13 protein-coding genes are annotated in these 18,365 nt (G+C 69.0%); 9 read left to right on the top strand and 4 right to left on the bottom strand.

The genetic code is table 11. From position 1 onward, the window contains the following. The first annotated feature begins 38 nt into the window (after nt 1-38). On the top strand, nt 39-638 hold the full coding sequence (locus PSS76_RS21265; RefSeq protein ID WP_005513582.1) for a DUF3000 domain-containing protein: 600 nt from the start codon (nt 39-41) through the stop codon (nt 636-638). Here the strand turns inward: PSS76_RS21265 and PSS76_RS21270 are convergent. After that, the gene (locus tag PSS76_RS21270; RefSeq protein WP_337456607.1) at nt 635-1,894 is read right to left on the bottom strand and encodes an alpha/beta hydrolase; all 1,260 of its coding nucleotides are present in this window, start codon (nt 1,892-1,894) and stop codon (nt 635-637) included. The two genes, PSS76_RS21265 and PSS76_RS21270, sit on opposite strands and share 4 nt — an antisense overlap. A 70-nt stretch (nt 1,895-1,964) precedes the next feature. On the opposite strand from PSS76_RS21270, the gene PSS76_RS21275 reads away from it, so the two are divergent. Then, nucleotides 1,965-3,392, top strand: coding sequence for a WS/DGAT/MGAT family O-acyltransferase (locus PSS76_RS21275; RefSeq protein WP_037084328.1), 1,428 nt, complete (start codon nt 1,965-1,967; stop codon nt 3,390-3,392). On the opposite strand, the gene PSS76_RS21280 is transcribed toward PSS76_RS21275, so the two are convergent. Then, complete coding sequence (locus PSS76_RS21280; RefSeq protein WP_041674169.1) at nt 3,337-4,188, bottom strand: alpha/beta fold hydrolase; 852 nt, start codon at nt 4,186-4,188, stop codon at nt 3,337-3,339. The genes PSS76_RS21275 and PSS76_RS21280 overlap by 56 nt on opposite strands. A gap of 231 nt (nt 4,189-4,419) precedes the next feature. On the opposite strand from PSS76_RS21280, the gene PSS76_RS21285 reads away from it, so the two are divergent. The 5 genes from PSS76_RS21285 to PSS76_RS21305 all read left to right on the top strand — a co-directional run bounded on the left by PSS76_RS21285 (nt 4,420) and on the right by PSS76_RS21305 (nt 11,764). Then, nucleotides 4,420-5,661: an HRDC domain-containing protein gene (locus PSS76_RS21285; RefSeq protein ID WP_022595585.1), complete on the top strand. Its 1,242-nt coding sequence runs from the start codon at nt 4,420-4,422 to the stop codon at nt 5,659-5,661. Nucleotides 5,662-5,782: 121 nt separating this feature from the next. Further along, nucleotides 5,783-7,009 carry a thiolase family protein gene (locus tag PSS76_RS21290; protein ID WP_005513587.1) on the top strand — a complete coding sequence of 409 codons (1,227 nt, stop codon included), beginning with the start codon at nt 5,783-5,785 and terminating at the stop codon, nt 7,007-7,009. Then, nucleotides 7,010-9,115, top strand: a complete 2,106-nt coding sequence (locus PSS76_RS21295) for a 3-hydroxyacyl-CoA dehydrogenase NAD-binding domain-containing protein (RefSeq protein ID WP_064059789.1) — start codon at nt 7,010-7,012, stop codon at nt 9,113-9,115. Between the two features lie 101 nt (nt 9,116-9,216). Beyond that, nucleotides 9,217-10,233, top strand: a complete 1,017-nt coding sequence (locus PSS76_RS21300; RefSeq protein ID WP_337456608.1) for an iron-siderophore ABC transporter substrate-binding protein — start codon at nt 9,217-9,219, stop codon at nt 10,231-10,233. A gap of 94 nt (nt 10,234-10,327) precedes the next feature. Beyond that, entirely contained in the window at nt 10,328-11,764 is a 1,437-nt protein-coding gene (locus PSS76_RS21305; RefSeq protein WP_005513591.1) for a sugar porter family MFS transporter, read from the top strand. Between the two features lie 2 nt (nt 11,765-11,766). Here PSS76_RS21305 and PSS76_RS21310 read toward each other — a convergent pair whose 3' ends face one another. After that, on the bottom strand, nt 11,767-12,633 hold the full coding sequence (locus PSS76_RS21310) for a pentapeptide repeat-containing protein (protein WP_064059787.1): 867 nt from the start codon (nt 12,631-12,633) through the stop codon (nt 11,767-11,769). A gap of 174 nt (nt 12,634-12,807) precedes the next feature. Between PSS76_RS21310 and PSS76_RS21315 the strand changes: the two genes are divergently transcribed. Beyond that, nucleotides 12,808-14,403 (top strand): oleate hydratase, encoded by a 1,596-nt coding sequence (locus PSS76_RS21315; RefSeq protein ID WP_242421215.1) that lies wholly within the window; start codon nt 12,808-12,810, stop codon nt 14,401-14,403. Between the two features lie 6 nt (nt 14,404-14,409). Here PSS76_RS21315 and dxs read toward each other — a convergent pair whose 3' ends face one another. Beyond that, the gene (gene dxs / locus PSS76_RS21320; protein ID WP_013415828.1) at nt 14,410-16,353 is read right to left on the bottom strand and encodes a 1-deoxy-D-xylulose-5-phosphate synthase; all 1,944 of its coding nucleotides are present in this window, start codon (nt 16,351-16,353) and stop codon (nt 14,410-14,412) included. Between the two features lie 166 nt (nt 16,354-16,519). Here dxs and glsA point away from each other — a divergent pair, with 166 nt between their 5' ends. Then, a complete protein-coding gene (gene glsA / locus PSS76_RS21325; RefSeq protein ID WP_022595576.1) occupies nt 16,520-18,343 on the top strand; it encodes a glutaminase A in 1,824 nt (607 codons plus the stop codon). Nucleotides 18,344-18,365: the final 22 nt, after the last annotated feature.

The raw sequence follows: 18,365 nt of genomic DNA on the forward strand, positions 1-18,365 counted from the left end.
CACCGTGCTACCAGGTGAGCCGTCTAACGTCCGCTGGTGTGACGACCCCGGGATTACCCAACGAGCCCGCCCAGTTCCGCGCCGCCGTCGACGCGATGAATTCGGCCGTGGTTCGCCCGGAGATCGAGCTCGGCCCGATCCGCCCCCCGCAGCGCCTCGCCCCGTACAGCTACGCGATCGGCGCCGAGGTGCGACACGACGACGGCGAGGCGATCGGCGAGCACCCGGTGTTCTCCGAGGGGGATGCCTTCGGGCGGCTGATCCTGCTCCACGACCCCGACGGTGACGAGGCGTGGAACGGCACGATGCGCCTGGTCGCGTACATCCAGGCCGACGTCGAACCCGCGTTGGCCGCGGACCCGCTACTGCCCGAGGTGGCCTGGAGTTGGCTGGTCGACGCGCTCGACGAGAAGGCGGACGAGATCGTCGCCTTGGGCGGGACGGTGACCGCGACCAGTTCGGTTCGGTACGGAGACATCGCCGGTCCGCCGCGGGCCCACCAGTTGGAGTTGCGTGCGTCCTGGACGGCCACCTCGACACAGCTGGCCTCCCACGTCGAAGCGTTCTGCGACGTCCTCGCGTATGCGGCGGGCCTGCCTCCCGCCGGAGTCACCAAGCTCGGCAAGCGGAGTCGTTAACCCGCGTCCTCGCGCACGTGCCCGCCCTCCCCGCGCTGCGCCGCCCGCGCCCACCCGAGGAAGTCGGCAACACCCTGCACGACCGCAGCGCTCCGGATCGACGGGAAGATGTCGAACGCGTGCTGCACCCCTCGCAGCTCCGCATACGCGACGGGATTGCGCGACACCTCGCGCAGCCGGCGGACGAACTCCCGCGCCTCGGCGACCGGGATGAACGAGTCGCTCACACCGTGCACGACGAAGAACGGCGGGGCGTCCGGCCGCAGGTGAGCGAGCGGTGACGCGGCCTCGTAGTCCTCCGGGAACCGCGCCTTCTTGCCCAGCACCATCGGCATGAGACCGGACTCGACACGCAGCCGCGTCGCTTTGATCCCGGTCTCGCCGGTGAAGTCGTAGACGCCGTAGTGCGGGGCGCACGCCTGGATGGAGGTGTCGGCATCCTCGAATCCCGGTTGCAATCCCGGCTCGTTGGCGGTCAACGCCAGCATCGCTGCCAGATGCCCGCCGGCGGAGCCGCCCGTCACGGCCACGAATCCCGGGTCGCCCCCATAGCTCGACACGTTGTCCCGTAACCACGCCACCGCCTGCTTGACGGCGACGAGGTGCGCGGGCCACACCGCCCTGGGCGACAGCGGATAGTTGACCGCCGCACACACCCACCCGCGCGAGGCCATCTCCAACATGAGCGGGACGCCTTGATGGTCCTTGCTGCCGATCACCCATCCGCCGCCGTGGACCTGGAGCAACACCGGCGCGTCCGTGGGAATGTCCCGACGGTGGTAGACGTCGATCCGGAAGCGTCGGCCACCCGGCGCGTACGCCAGGTTGCGCACCCTGACCACGTCGTCACGCCGCATCCGGAACGGCAGCGCCAGCTGTCGCCACGGCACCCCGACGGGCGGCACCGATTCGCCCGCGGCGGAGCGATAGTCGGAACCGAGCGCCGAGGTGAGCGCAGCCTCGACCTCCACACGGGCGCCCCGCCCGGCCGCGATCACGGCCGCCAGGCCCGCGGTGGACAGTCCGGCCGCCGCGAGTCCCACCACGTCGGCCTTGGTGCGCACCCCGCGACGCGCCACGTGGATCGCGGAATCGACGACGGCAGCCGCGAGCAACTGCGGAGCAAGCTCTGCGGTGAGCCAGCCGGCGAGAAAGGTGGGCACCGACAGCGGCATGCCCGGAATCGGACGAAGCGCGTTCGCCGCGAGTCCGGCGGTTGCAACCTGCCGCAACAGGAACCTGTTACTGATGCTCATAAACCCCATTCAACCATGACCTTTGTCACAACGCACACGTGAAACTGGAACAGGTTCTACCGTTGATTGCATGGAGAGACTCAGTGGAATGGACGCCAGCTTCCTCTACCTCGAAACCCCGACGCAGATGCTGCACGTGTGCGGACTCATCATTCTGGACGGGTCCACCGTGCCGGGTGGCTATTCTTTCGCGAAACTGCGCGACGAACTCGCGATTCGCGTGAAGGCGATGCCCAGCTTCAAGCGTCGGCTCGCGGACAGCCGCTTCAACCTGGACCATCCGGTCTGGGTCGACGACACGGACTTCGACATCGACCGGCACTTCCACCGGATCGCCGTGCCCGCACCCGGAGGCCGCGACGAGCTGTCCGAGCTGTGCAGTTCGATCGCCAGCCAGCCCATGGACCGTTCCCGGCCGCTGTGGGAGATGTTCGTCATCGAGGGCCTCGAGGACGGGTCCGTCGCCGTCATGTCGAAGATGCACCACGCCAACGTCGACGGCGTGACGGGCTCCAATCTGATGTCCCAGCTGTGCGGCCTCGAGCCGGACGCGCCCCGCCCCGACTTCGATCAGCTCCCCGAGGGCGCCGGCCGCGCGAGCTCGCTCGACATCGCCGTGGGCGGGCTGATGTCGTTCGCGTCCCGCCCCCTCAAGATGGTGAAGCTGCTGCCGGAGAGCGTCACCCTGCTGCCCCGCTGGATCGGCCGGGCCCGCAAGGGCGAGGCGATGCCGACACCGTTCACCGCGCCCCGCACCTCGTTCAACGGCGCGATCACCGGCCGACGGACACTCGCCTACCAGGAGTTGAGCCTCGACGACGTGAAGCTCGTGAAGAACACCTTCGGGGTGAAGGTCAACGACGTCGTGCTGACGCTGTGCGCGGGGGCGCTCCGCAAGTACCTCGAGGACCGCAACGAACTTCCCGACACCTCGCTCGTCGCGACGGTGCCGGTCTCGGTGCACGACAAGTCCGACCGCCCCGGCACCAACCAGATCTCGGTGATGTTCACCCAGCTCGGCACCGAGATCGCCGACCCGGTCGAGCGGCTGCACTTCATCGCCGAGCACAACGAGATCAACAAGAACCATCACGCCGAGTCGCTGGGCGCCACGTTGCTGCAGGACTGGGCGCAGTTCGCCGCGCCGGCCACGTTCGGCAGCGCGATGCGCGTGTACTCCAAGCTGAAGCTGGCCGAGCGACACCCCGTCGTGCACAACCTCGTCGTGTCGAACGTGCCCGGTCCGCCGATGCCGCTCTACTTCCTGGGCGCTCGCATCAAGCAGATGTACCCGCTCGGACCGGTGTTCCACGGCGCCGGCCTGAACGTCACCGTGATGTCACTCGAGGGGCGGCTCGACGTGGGTCTCGTCTCGTGCAAGGAGCTTGCACCTCGGCTGTGGGACCTCGCGGACGCCTTCCCCGAGGCCTTGGCCGAACTGGTCAGCGCCGCACGCGCGCAAGCACCGAAGAAGAAGCAGCCAGCAGCCCCTCGGTGAACGGACCCGCGTTCATGACGCAGGACGAATGACCGCAGTCCACCTCGTACGTCGCGGCGCCGGCGATCTGGCGGGCGAGCCAGCGCTGGCGCCGCGGCGGGATGATCAGGTCTTTGGTGGGCACCACGACGGCGGTCGGGACGTCGATGTCACCCACCCAGGCCGCGGAGTCGAACTTGCCGATCTCGGCGGTCGCCCGGCCGATGGCGCCGTAGCTCGTCTCCCGGAACTGGGAGTACGCCCACACTCGGTCACCACCGAACCTCGGCCCGCCGACGGGCACCGGGCCGGGGCGTGGTTTGAGGGCGCCCAGCCCGTAGCTCAGGGACTCGAGTGCGACCCGTTCACGCGAGTTGCGCTTGAAATGCGCGGCGCCCGCGCACAACACGAGACCGGCGACGCGATCGCGGTGCCGCTTCCACATCAGCTGCGAGACAAGCGAACCCATCGAGTACCCGACCGGGACGACGCGATCCAGCGCGAGCACGTCCGCCAGTGCCGCGACGTCGTCGGCGCAGTCCTCGAGGGTGAACCGCTCGGATCGGATGCCTCGGCCGTGCCACCGCTGGTCGAGCACCACCACCCGCGCCTTCTCGGCGAGCTTCGCGATCGCGGGGTACCACGTCAGCGTGCCGGTGCACGCGAGCGCGTGCAGGAGAACGAGCGTCGGCGAGTCCGCGTCCCGTTCGGTGGTCCCGGTGTCGATCACGTACGTGCTGCCACGACCCGGTAACTCGACCATCGATCCCACCGGCATCTCGCCGACGGGCGCGACGGCGGCCGCAAGATTGACCATCGAACTACCTCTCGATTCGGAAAAACTGAAACTTGTTCTACCTCATGGTCGGGGGTGCTGCCGGGCAATCCGGCATTCCGACCGAAGCTTCCTCCGGCCGGGAGGCGGGTCCACCGGCACAATCAGCCCGCAGTAGTGGTCTTGGTCACACGTCCAGCTTTGCGTCGAAATCCGGTCGGACACGCGTCCGCCGACGTGGAAATCGTTCCTGCCCACGTAGAGTTCTGGCCTATGCCAGACAGCACCGAGCCCACCACACCCGTGCCCCTGCTGGTTCCGGCCGACGGTGTGCCACCGGTGATCGAGACCGCTGCCGGGGTCCGCGACGCGGCCGAACGTCTCGCGGCCGGCACGGGCCCGCTGGCCGTCGACGCCGAGCGCGCCTCCGGCTTCCGTTACTCGTCGCGCGCCTACCTCGTGCAGCTGCGGCGGGCGGGGGCCGGATCGTTCCTGCTCGACCCGATTCCGACCGCGGAGGACCTCGAACCGCTGCGCGACGCGATCAACGGCCTCGAATGGGTTCTGCACTCCGCCGACCAGGACCTGCCGTGCCTGGCCGAACTCGGCCTCGAACCGGCCGCCCTGTTCGACACCGAACTGGCCGGACGCCTGGCCGGTTTCGAGCGCGTCGGACTGGCCGCGATCGTCGAACGCACCCTGGGCCTCGAACTTCGCAAGGGCCACGGCGCCGCCGACTGGTCGACCCGCCCACTGCCCGATGCGTGGCTCAATTACGCGGCCCTCGACGTCGAGGTACTCCTGGAACTGCGGGAGGCGATGGCGACGGAACTCGCCGCACAGGGCAAGACTGAATGGGCCGCACAGGAATTCGAGCATGTCCGGCTGGCCGGACCGCCTCAACCCAAGCCGGACCGCTGGCGCCGGACGTCACAGATCCACAGCCTCAAGAGCCCGCGCCAGCTCGCCGCGGTCCGGGAACTGTGGACCACCCGCGACGAGATCGCGCGCAAACGCGACATCTCCCCCAGCCGCATCCTGCCGGACTCGGCAATCGTCACCGCCGCGAGCGCCGACCCCAAGAGCATCGACACACTGCGGGCCTTGCCGGTGTTCGGCGGGCCCCGCCAGCGCAGGTCGTCACGCATCTGGCTGGGCGCGCTCGAGCGTGCTCGCGCCCTGCCCCAGAACGAACTGCCCCCGGTCAACCAGCCGTTCACCGGACCGCCGCCACCGAGTCGCTGGGCCAAGCGCGATCCCGACGCCGCGGCGCGACTGGCCACGGCGAAGACCGGGATCGCCGAACTGAGCGAACGCGTTGGGGTACCCGTCGAGAACCTGCTGAGCCCGGACCTCGTTCGCCGGGTCTGCTGGGAGCCGCCGGCCACCCCCACGACGCCGGACGCCGAAGCCGCGGCCGCCGTCGACGCCGCGCTCGCGGCGGGCGGCGCCCGCCCGTGGCAGCGCGATCTGATGGTGCCGATCCTGGTCGAGGCCCTCCGCGCACAGGCCTGACCAGCACATACGGGCCGCCCACCGCCCCGTATGTTACTGGCGGGTAATTAGCGCTACAGTGGTGCGTGTCGGGTCATTGCACCCGCCGTGACCGCATCGTTCCCGCCAGGAGGAATCCAGCGTGGTTGTTTCCGCCAACTCCAGAAACGTCGTCTTCGTCGACGGCATCCGCACGCCGTTCGGCAAGGCCGGACCGAAGGGCATCTACGCCGAGACCCGCGCCGACGACCTGGTCGTCAAGGCCATCCGCGAACTGCTGCGCCGCAACCCTCAGCTCGACCCCGCTCGGGTCGACGAGGTCGCCATCGCCGCGACCACGCAGACCGGCGACCAGGGCCTGACCATCGGGCGCACGTCCGCGATCCTCGCGGGCCTGCCCGAGACGGTTCCCGGCTTCGCGATCGATCGCATGTGTGCCGGCGCGATGACCGCCGTCACCACCACCGCGTCGGGTATCGGCTTCGGCCAGTACGACGTCGTCATCGCCGGCGGCGTCGAGCACATGGGCCGCCACCCGATGGGCGAGGGCGCAGACCCGAACCCGCGTTTCCTCGCCGACCGCCTGGTCGACCCGAGCGCGCTGGTCATGGGCAACACCGCCGAGAACCTGCACGACCGGTTCCCGTCGATCACCAAGGAGCGCACCGACGCCTACGCCGTCGCGTCGCAGAACAAGTACGAGGCCGCCAAGAAGGCCGGGTACATCGCCGACACGCTGGTACCCGTCGCGACCCGCTCGGCATCGGGCTGGGGCCTGGCCACCGAGGACGAGCCCCCGCGCCCGGGCACCACGCTCGAGGATCTCGCGAGGCTCAAGACCCCGTTCCGCCCCGCCGGACGGATCACCGCCGGTAACGCAGCGGGGCTCAACGACGGCGCCACCGCCGCAATCCTCGCCGGCGAGGACACCGCCACCGAGATGGGCCTGCCGATCGGGATGCGCATGGTGGGCTTCGCGTTCCAGGGCGTCGACCCGGCCGTCATGGGCATCGGCCCCGTCCCGGCCACGGAGAAGCTGTTGGCCCGGACCGGCCTGAAGATCGAGGACATCGGCCTCTTCGAGATCAACGAGGCGTTCGCCGTCCAGGTGCTCGCGTTCCTCGAGCACTTCGGTATCGCCGACGACGACCCGCGCGTCAACCAGTGGGGCGGCGCCATCGCGTGCGGCCACCCGCTCGCATCGTCCGGTGTGCGCCTGATGACGCAGCTGTCGCGGCAGTTCGCGCAGAACCCGGGTGTCCGCTACGGCCTGACGACCATGTGCATCGGGCTCGGCATGGGCGGCACCGTCATCTGGGAGAACCCCAATCACAAGGACTACGCAGCCTACGAAGCCGGAGCCAAGTAAATGACCGACATCGCAAACGCTTTCGCCGACGAGGTCGTGACCGAGGCGTACACGAAGCTGATCACGGTCCCGGGCATCGACGGCCCGGTCGCGCTGATCACCCTCGACAACGGCTTCGACCACACCAAGCCCAACTCGTTCGGCCCCCGCGGCCTGCTCTCGTTCGACAAGGCGCTGGACGAGGCGTTCGAGGCGAAGCCCGCCGCGATCGCCGTCACCGGCAAGCCGTTCATCTTCGCGGCCGGCGCCGACCTCAAGGGCGTACCGTCCATCAGCTCCCGCGAGCAGGGCCTCGAGCTCGGCCGCTTGGGCCACAAGGTGTTCCGTCGCCTGCGCGAGTCCGACGTGCCGACGTTCGCGTTCGTCAACGGGGTCGCGCTCGGCGGCGGCCTCGAGGTCGGACTGCACTGCCACTACCGCACCTACGCCGACAACGTCGGCGCACTCGGCCTGCCCGAGGCCATGCTGGGTCTGGTTCCCGGCTGGGGCGGAACCCAGTTGCTGCCCAACCTGATCGGGCCGTCGAACGCCGTCACCATCGCGATCGAGAACCCGCTCAACAACGGCAAGGTGATCAACTCGAAGAAGGCGCTCGAACTCGGCATCGCCGACGTCGTGCTCGGCTCCGCCGACTTCATCGAGCAGTCCCTCGCGTGGGCGGCGAAGGTGATCGCGGGCGACGTCACCCCGGCCCGGCCGGAGATCGACCGCGGCGCAGGCTGGGACGAGGCCATCGCTCGGGCCAAGGCGATCGTCGAAGGCAAGACCAAGAACAACGCGCCGGGCGCGGTTCGCACCGTCGAGCTGCTCGAGCTGGCCCGCACCACCGACCTCTCCGACCCGAAGTCGCTCGACGCCGGGTTCGCAGCGGAGGACGACGCGCTCGCCGACCTGCTCATGACCGACGAACTGCGCGCCGGCCTGTACGCCTTCGATCTGGTGAACCGCCGCGCGAAGCGCCCGGCCGGGGCCCCCGACAAGTCGTTGGCGCGCAAGATCTCCGGTGTCGGCATCGTCGGAGCCGGCCTGATGGCAAGCCAGCTGGCGATGCTGTTCGTCAAGCAGCTCAAGGTGCCGGTGATCCTCACCGACATCGATCAGGAGCGCATCGACAAGGGTGTCGGCTACGTCCACGGCGAGATCGACAAACTGCTCGCCAAGGGCCGTCTGTCGCCGGACGGCGCCAACCGCCTCAAGGCGCTCGTGACGGGTTCGCTGGACAAGGCCGCGTTCGCGAACACCGACTTCGTCATCGAGGCCGTCTTCGAGAACATGGACGTCAAGAAGAAGGTCTTCGCCGAGCTCGAGGAGCACATCTCCCCCGAGACCGTGCTGGCGACCAACACCTCGTCGCTCTCGATCACCGAGATGGCCGCGGACCTGAAGCACCCCGAACGGGTCGTGGGCTTCCACTTCTTCAACCCGGTCGCTGTGCTTCCGCTGCTCGAGGTCATCAAGGGCGAGAAGACCGACGACGCCACTCTGGCAACGGCGTTCGCTACCGCGAAGGCGCTGAAGAAGTCGGCCGTGGGCTCGGCCGATCTGCCCGGCTTCGTTTTCAACCGACTGCTCATCCGGGCGCTCGGTGAGGTCATGAACGCCGTCGACGAGGGCACCCCGTTCGATGTCGCCGACAACGCGATCGCCGAACTCGGCATGCCCATGACGCCGTTCACGCTGCTCGCGCTGGTCGGGCCGGCCATCGCGCTGCACACCGGCGAGACCCTCAACGCCGCCTACCCGGAGCGGTTCAAGCCGTCGCCCGGACTCGAGGCGATCGTCGAGGCGCGCAAGCCCGGCGTGTGGACCTGGACCGACAAGGGCCAGGTCGTCGACCCGGAGGTCGCCGCGCTGTGGCAGCAGGGCGACAAGCCGTCGACGTCCGAGGAGGTTCTCGAGCGCACCCGGCGCGCGTTCGCCGAGGAGATCCGGATCATGCTCGAGGAAGGCGTCGTCGCCGCCCCCGAGGACATCGATCTGTGCCTGATCCTCGGTGGCGGGTTCGGCTTCTGGAACGGCGGCATCACGCCGTACCTGGACCGAACCGGCACGTCGGAGGCCGTGAACGGCAAGACGTTCCTGGCCAAGGGCGTCGCGAGCGTCTGATCGACCCACGCGCGGAGGGCGCGTCCCGATACGGGGCGCGCCCTTCGCGTGTGTCCGGCAGTAGGTTAGGCTCCCCTTCACCCCAACGAAGGAGTCTCCAGGTGTTCGCGTTCACGAAGCGGCGTCGGATCGCCGCCACCATCGCCGCGCTCGGCGCAGCGACACTCGTCGCCGGCTGCTCGTCCGGCGACGACACGACCGCCGCCGGCACGGAGTCCGGCGGGGCCTTCCCCGTCACGATCGCGAACACGTTCGGCTCCACCACCATCGACGCCGCGCCCGAGCGGATCGTCACCCTCGGCTGGAACGCCGAGGACATCGTGTACGCCCTCGGCGGCACCCCCGCCGGCATGCCGAAGAACTCCTACGGCGCCGACGCGAACGGCGTCATGCCGTGGCTGTCCGACAAGTTCGACGCGAGCAGGACCACCCTCCTCGACACCGCCACGTCGACGCCGATCGAAGCGATCGCCACGCTCGCACCGGATGCGATCCTCGCGCCCTACGAGGGCTTCGACCAGGCCACCTACGGCCAACTGTCCGCGCTCGCGCCCACCGTCGGGTACCCCGGCAAGGCGTGGCAGACGACATGGCAGGACCAGACCACCATCGTCGGTCAGGCGATGGGCAAGTCCGACGAGGCCACGGCGCTGATCGACGGCATGGACAAGATGCTCGCCGACACCGCCGCCGCGCATCCCGAGTTCGCCGGCAAGACCCTCTCGGTGATCAACCTCGACACCACCAACGGTCAGGTCAACGTCTACAAGCCCACCGACCCGCGCGTACAGGTCCTCACCGAACTCGGTTTCGTGAACTCGCCCGGCGTGGAGAAGATCGCCGCCGAGAGCGACCCCGACAGCTTCTTCGCCAGCATCTCCGCCGAGCGCATCAACGAGGTCGACGCCGACGTCGTGATCGCCTTCGTCCCGGATCAGGCCGAGGCCGCGAAGAACCCCGGCTACAACACGCTCGGTGCCGTCCAGCGGGGCAGCGCCGTGCCGCTGTCCGACACCCAGGTCGTGGCCGGCCTGAGCCGCACCGGCGTCCTGGCGACGCCGTGGGTCATCGACAAGATCACCCCGCAGCTGTCCGAGGCCGCCGAGAAGGTCGGCTGACGACCTGCCGTAGCGCCCGGTCCGGTTGATCCCCGCGACAAGCGAATTCGGCGTAGCGTCCCGTCTGAACGATTCCTTCGGCGGGAGGCGAGCCATGTCGAACCTCGACACCACCGGCCAGCCCCCGGCCGCTCACGCGGCCGTCGGGCTGGCCGTTCTGTTCTCGGCCGCGGCCGCCCTCGGCGGCTTCCTGTTCGGTTACGACACCGCCGTCATCAACGGGGCCGTCAACGCGATCCGCGACCGCTACGACATCGGGGCCGGCGCGACCGGGCTGTCGGTGTCGCTGACGCTACTCGGCGCGGCGCTGGGCGCCTGGGTGGCCGGGAGCATCGCGGACCGACTCGGCCGCATCCGGGTCATGCAGATCGCGGCCGTGCTGTTCGTCGTCGGCGCCCTCGGCTCGGCCTTCCCGTTCGGGATCGTGGACCTGACGCTCTGGCGGATCCTTGGCGGGATCGCGGTCGGTTTCGCTTCGGTGATCGCCCCCGCCTACATCGCGGAGATCGCGCCGGCGGCGATCCGGGGCCGGCTCGGTTCGATGTACCAACTCGCCATCGTCCTCGGGATCGCGGTCTCGCAACTCGTGAACTACGCGATCTCCGACGCCGCCGGCGGTGGTCGCGGCGAACTGTTCGGTGTCGAGGCGTGGCAGTGGATGCTCGCCGTCGAATCCGTACCCGCCCTGCTCTATCTCGTCATGACGTTCACGATCCCGGAGTCACCGCGGCACCTGGTGCGCTGCGGTCGCGAGAACGCCGCCCGCAAGATCATCGGAGAGCTCGAGGGCGGCGACGACGATGCCGTCCGCAGTCGCATCGAGGAGATCCGCACCTCACTCGGTGCCGAGCGGGCGCGCGTCGGCGTGCGCGCCCTGTTCGCCAAGTCGACCGGCGTGTCCGCGCTCGTCTGGGTCGGAATCGCGCTCGCGGCCCTTCAGCAGTTCGTCGGCATCAACGTGATCTTCTACTACTCGAGCACCCTCTGGCAGGCAGTGGGCTTCGGCGAGGACCGCTCGTTGCTGATCAGCGTCGTGAGCGCGCTCGTCAACATCGTGGGCACGTTCGTCGCGATCGCCGTGATCGACCGCATAGGACGCAAGCCCCTGCTGTTGATCGGCTCCGTGGGCATGGCCGTATCCCTCGGCACCGCCGCAGTGTGTTTCCATTCGGCAACAGTGACGACCAACGAGATCGGCGAGTCCGTCGCCACCCTCGAGGGGGCGTCCGGCACGGTCGCGCTGGTCGCCGCCAATGCCTTCGTCTTCTTCTTCGCGCTGTCCTGGGGGCCGGTCGTCTGGGTACTCATCAGCGAACTGTTCCCCAACCGCATTCGCGCCGCCGCGGTGGGCATCGCCACCGCTTCCAACTGGGTCGCCAACTTCCTGGTGTCCGCGACCTTCCCGTCGCTCGCCGACTGGAACCTCTCGCTCACGTACGGGGGCTACGCCGTGATGGCAGTGGTCTCGATCTTCGTGGTGAGCAGGTTCGTCACCGAGACCCGCGGGCGCACCCTCGAGCAGGCCGGCTGACGCTACGCCCAGTGCGACGGCCGGGGCAGCGCATCGGGGAGCATCGTGCGGGCATCGCCGCGAGCCGCATTGATCTGGAACCGGCTGAGGAACAGTGCACTCGACAGATTCGCTCCACGCAGGTCCGCACCGCGCAGATCCGCGCCGATCAGATCAGCCCACCGCAGGTCCGCCCCGCGCAGGTTCGCGCCGATCAGCCAGGCACCACGCAGGTTGGCGCCCCGCAGATCCTGGCCCGCCAGCTTCGCCCCCATCAGATCGGCGCCGCGACGGGTCAGACCCCGGCCCGGGGCCTGGTTGCGAACGAGTTCACTCACCTGCAGCAGCACGACGTTGACCGCGTCGCGCCGAGCGCCGACGTCGAGGCCCACCAGCTCGGCGGCCGGTCGCTCGGTCAGGCGCAGCGTCTCGTCTCGCAGAGCCGTCAGCTCGGGACGCAGCCGGTCGGCAACGCGCAGTCGCAGCGACTCCTCCAGGTACCAGAGGAGCTCGTGCAGCTGGCGCATCACCGGGAACACGTCGAACATCTCACGCGCGACGCCGGACGAGTCGCGCCAATCGACGCCTCCGAACGTCACCTGTGACACCTGCTGGCCGGCACCGAAGCAGTCGTACACGGTGCACCCGGCGAATCCTCTGTCCCGCAACTGTGAGTGGATACCGCAGCGGAAGTCGTCCAGCAGGTTGCGGCACGGCACTCCCCCGGCCTTGTCCACGGCGAAGTCGCTCGACGCCGCGAAAGGCAACGCGACACAGCACAGCCCGAAACAGCTCGAACAGTCCGAGACCAACTCGGGCGACGCGATCGGCTCCGGCACCGAGACCTCCTGACGGATCGGGAACCACCATTTCCGCACGAACCGAACCATGCGTGCAAATCATTTGCCGGACAGCGTCACTCGACCCCTCCGTCGTCGGCCGCCGGTTGACGGGCGCGAACGGTCCGGCCGACACTGGTCGTGGCTCCCCGCGACGTTGCACCGAGCGGCACCCGGCGCCGTCGGGGCCCGTGCCACCGGACGTGCCGCGGCGGGAGGAACCCGATGAGCATCGACCCGAAACAGGCCCACATCTGGATCGTCGGCGGTGGCATCGCCGGCATGGCAGCGGCAGTCTTCGCCATCCGGGACGCCGGCGTGCCCGGCGAGAACGTGCACATCCTCGAGCAACTCGACATCGAGGGCGGCTCGCTCGACGGCGCCCGTTCCCCCGCGGTCACCGACGGGTGGGTCACGCGCGGGGGACGCATGCTCGAGGAGGAGGCGTACCGATGCACATGGAATCTGTTCGAGTCGATCCCCTCACTCGAGAATCCCGACATCAGCGTCCGGCAGGAAATCCGCGACTTCAACGAGAAGGTCAGGACGGACGACAAAGCGCGCCTGATCGATTCGCGTCACAACATCGTCGACGCGTCGCAACTCGGTCTCGACAACAGGGATCGACTCGAGATGATGCGGCTGCTGGGCCTGCCCGAACGCGCCCTCGGCGCCCGCCGTATCGACGATATGTTCGGTGACCACTTCTTCACCACCAACTTCTGGCAGATGTGGCGGACCACGTTCGCCTTCCAGAAGTGGCACTCCGCCGCCGAGCTGCGACGCTACTTCCTGCGCTTCGTCCAGGAGTTCCCCCGCATCCACACCCTGTCCGGGGTTCGGCGCACCGTCTACAACCAGTACGACTCGATGGTCGTTCCGCTGCAGCGGTGGATGTGGTCCCGCGAGGTCGACGTCCGATTCGCGACCCGCGTCGTCGACATCGACTTCGCAGCGGACGGACAGCCGCGGCGCGCGATCCGGCTGCACATCGAGGATGCGAACGGTCGGTCGACGATCGAACTGGGCGAGAACGACTACATGTTCGCCACACTCGGATCGATCACGGCCGACACCACCTACGGCGGCAACGACGACGTGCCCGCGCTGATCCGCGACCGCGTCGACCGCAGCTGGTCGCTGTGGGAAGAGATCGCGAAGAAGGCCTCGGACTTCGGCCGGCCCAACACCTTCTACGGCAACATCGACGAGAACAAGTGGGAGTCGTTCACCCTCACGATGCGCGGCGACAAGCTGCTCCGCCGCATCACCGAGTACACCGGCAACGAACCCGGAACCGGCGCCCTGACCACGTGGTTCGAGTCCGGCTGGCACCTGTCGACGGTGGTCGCCTACCAGCCGCACTTTCCGCAGCAACCCGAGGGCGTGTACACGCTGTGGGGGTACGGGTTCGACATCGACAACGAGGGCGACTACGTCAGGAAGAAGATGTCGCAGGCCACCGGGCGGGAGATCCTCACCGAACTGATCCACCAGTACGGCTTCGAGGACATCCTCGACGAGGTGCTCGCCACCACCGACGTCACGACCGTCATGATGCCGTACGCCTCAGCGCTTTTCAGCCGCCGAGTCCCGGAGGACCGCCCCGAGGTGATTCCCGCCGGCGCGCAGAACTTCGCGTTCCTCGGGCAGTTCACCTCCCTACCCGAGGACGTCGTGTTCACCGTCGAGTACTCGGTGCACGGCGCGATGCACGCGGTCTACACGCTGTTCGCTGTCGACAAGCCCATCCCGCCCGTCTACCACGGCCTGCTCGACCCCAAGGTCGGGGTCAGGGCACTCGAGGCGGCGTTCCGGTAGGTCCCGTCAGCCGATGGCCGGGTTCGACTTGTCGGCGTCCTCGTCGAGCCCGCCACCGGTGCGTAGCCGGTCCAGCCCGACCACCCACCCGGTGACCTGACGAGTGACGTCCTGCGCGGTGAGGCCGAGCTCGCGATGGATCTGGTCGCGCGACGCATGGTCGAGGAACTGCTGCGGCACGCCGAGATCGCGGCACGGCACGTCGACCCCGGCGGCGCGGAGCGCCGCCGACACCGTGGACCCGATACCGCCGTGCAGACCGCTGTCCTCGATGGTCACGACCATCCGGAAGTTCTCGGCGAGCTTGATCAAGGACTCGGGCACCGGCAGCACCCAGCGCGGATCGATCACCGCTGCGGTGATGCCGTGCTGCGCGAGCCGTTCGGCCGCCTCGATCGCGACACCGGCGAACGAGCCGACCGCGACGAGGAGCACGTCGCCGCGCTCGCCTTCCGGCATCTGCAGTACGTCCACGACGCCGTCCAGCCGACGGATCGCCGGGACATCCTCGCCGACGGCGCCCTTCGGGAACCGGATGACGGTGGGCCCGTCGTTCACGGCCAGCGCCTCGTCCAGCTCCTCGCGCAGCGTCGCCGCATCACGCGGGGCCGCCACCCGGATGCCCGGCACGATCCCGAGCAGCGACAGATCCCACATGCCGTTGTGGCTGGCACCGTCGGCGCCGGTCACCCCGGACCGGTCGAGGACGATCGTCACGGGCTGCTTCAGCAGCGCGACGTCCATGAGCAGCTGGTCGAAGGCGCGGTTGAGAAACGTCGAGTAGATCGCGACGACGGGATGCATGCCACCGAGAGCGAGACCGGCGGCCGACGTGACCGCGTGCTGCTCGGCGATCCCGACGTCGAACATCCGCTCCGGGAAACGCTCCCCGAACCCCGCCAGCCCCGTCGGCCCGGGCATCGCCGCGGTGATCGCGACGATGTCGTCCCGTTGCTCCGCCTGCGCGATCAGTTCCGACGAGAAGACCGACGTCCAGTCGGGTGCGGAGGTGCCCCGAGCGCGGCCGGTGAGAGGGTCGATGACGCCGGTGGCGTGCATCTGGTCGGCGAGATGGTTCTCGGCGGGCGCGTACCCCATGCCCTTCCGGGTGACCGCGTGGACGATGACCGGTCCACCGAACGCCTTCGCGCGGCGCAGCGCCGACTCCATCGCGGCCTCGTCGTGCCCGTCGACCGGGCCGAGGTACTTGATCCCGAGATCGGTGAACATCACCTGCGGGCTGACGGCGTCCTTGAGGCCCGCCTTCATCCCGTGCAGCAACTGGTAGGCGGCGCGACCGACCCACGGCATCTTCTTGACCATCCGGCGGCCGTTGTCGAGCATCCGCTCGTAGCCGGGCTGCAGGCGCAACGACGCGAGATGGTCGGCGAGACCACCGATCGTCGGCGCGTACGAGCGGCCGTTGTCGTTGACGACGATCACGACCGAACGGTCCTTGCCGGCAGCGATGTTGTTGAGCGCCTCCCAACACATACCGCCGGTCAGGGCGCCGTCGCCGACCACGGCCACGACGTGCCGGTCGCGCTGCGCCGAGAGCTCGAACGCCTTCGCCAGCCCGTCCGCGTAGGACAGCGCCGCCGACGCGTGCGACGACTCGACCCAGTCGTGTTCGCTCTCGGCCCGCGACGGATAGCCGGAGAGACCGCCCTGCTTGCGCAGCGAGTCGAACTCGTCCTTACGACCGGTGAGGATCTTGTGGACGTAGGCCTGGTGGCCGGTGTCGAAGATGATCGGGTCGGAGGGGGACTCGAACACCCGGTGCAGCGCGAGCGTCAGTTCGACGACCCCGAGGTTGGGGCCGAGATGGCCGCCTGTCGCGGAAACCTTCTGGACCAGGAACTCGCGGATCTCCGAGGCGAGCTCACGGAGCTCCTCCGAGTCGAGCCGACGCAGGTCGTCAGGCGTCTGGATGCGGGCAAGGACACCCAACGAGATCGCTCCCTCCAGCTGGTTCACGGGCTGCCACGCGACAGCCCGCCAAGTCTACGGAGCCACCGGAGACGACGACGTCCGGCATCGATTCCCACGACACCGCCGCGGCCGACCCGTGCCGGATGACACAACCAAGACTGTGCGCTCATCCTACTGTTGCTCCATGGGCAACGTGGTCGACGAGTTCATCACCCGCGTGTACGACGTCGTGTGCACCGACCGGGGCGGCGAGGTCGCCGACTACATCCCGGAACTGGCGGCCGTGGCGCCCGACGGACTCGGAATCGCCGTGGCCACCGCCGACGGGCACGTCTACCAGGTCGGCGACACGTCGGTGCCGTTCACCATCCAGTCCATCTCGAAACCCTTCACGTACGCGCTCGCGCTCGCCGACCGCGGCGTGGACGCCGTCGCCGAGAAGATCGACGTCGAGCCTTCCGGGGAACCGTTCAACGAGATCAGCCTGGATCCGGACACCGAGCGTCCGCGCAATCCCATGATCAACGCCGGTGCGATCACCGCGGCCTCGCTCATCGCGGGCGCGAATCCGGCGGAACGGTTCGAGAGGATCCGCACGCTGTACTCGCGCTGCGCGGGACGTCCGCTGACCCTCGACGAGGCCGTCTACGACTCCGAGGCCCGCACCGGGCACCGCAACCGGGCGATCGGATACATGCTTCGGTCGTTCGGCGTCATCACCGACGACCCCGACGACGCCGTCGACGTGTACTTCCGGCAGTGCTCGATCGAGGTCACGTGCCGAGATCTGGCACTGATGGCGGCGACGCTCGCGAACAACGGCGTCAACCCCCTCACCCGGGACCGGGTGCTCAACCCCGCGCTGGTCGAGCGGGTGCTGAGCGTCATGACGACGTGCGGGATGTACGACGCCGCCGGCGAGTGGGTGACGGAGGTCGGCATGCCCGCCAAGAGCGGCGTCGGGGGCGGTGTCCTGGCCGTGCTGCCCGGCCAACTGGGGATCGCGGTCTACTCGCCCCGGCTGGACCGGCACGGCAACAGCGTGCGGGGCGTACAGGCCTGCCGCGCACTGTCCGCCGACCTCGAACTGCACTTCCTGCACGTCACCCGCGCGGCCCGGTCGTCGATCAGGGCGCGGTACAGCGTCTCCCAGGCGCCCTCGCGCACGCGGCGCACCGAGGCCGAGCAGCAGTCGCTGGAGGCCTTCGGCGATCGCGGGCGGATCTACGAGTTGCACGGCGACCTGCTGTTCGCCGGCGCCGAGACCGCCGTCCGGGAGATCGAGGCCGAACGGGCGGACCTCGAGGTGGTCGTGGTCGATGTGCGCCGGGTCGACGACGTCAGCGGCGTCGCCCGCCGGATGATCGAGGCCCTGCGCGCCGACCTCGCCACCGGCGATTGCCGCACGGCCCTCGTCGACCCCGACGGCCTGTTCGGCCACGCCACGTCGAGCCTGACCCCCGACGATCCACGCGGGCGGGTGTTCGCAGATCTCGACTCGGCGACCCGTTGGTGCGAGGAAGTCCTGTTGGACCGGCATTGCGGCGTCGGCAGGCAACCGGAGTCGATCGAGCTCGAGGCCCACCCCCTCCTGGCCGACCTGACCGACGCCCAGTTCGAGCGCTTCGTCGACGAACTGGAACTGCGGACCAGCGCACGCGGCGAGGTCGTCGCGCGGCGCGGCCAGCCGGCGTCGGGCATCCATCTCATCCTGTCCGGGCGGGCCAGTACCACCGTGACGACCGAGGACGGCGTGATCCACCCGATCACCACGCTGTCCGCCGGAATGTCGTTCGGAGAGATGCCGACGCTGCTCGGTTCCACCTATCTCAACGACGTCCGCGCCGACACCCCGCTCACCCTCGCCGTCCTGCCTCCGGACGGGTTCGCGCGGCTCACCGGCAGCGCACCCGAGATCAAGGCGGCCCTTCTCGAGCGCCTTGCCGCCATGGCGTACGGACAGCTGGAAGTGCTGCTGCGAACGTTCGAACACCACGGACGGAGCTGACGCCGCACCGAACGCACCGACT

The sequence above is a fragment of the Prescottella sp. D32 genome, assembly GCF_037287305.1.
Lineage (GTDB): Bacteria > Actinomycetota > Actinomycetes > Mycobacteriales > Mycobacteriaceae > Prescottella > Prescottella equi.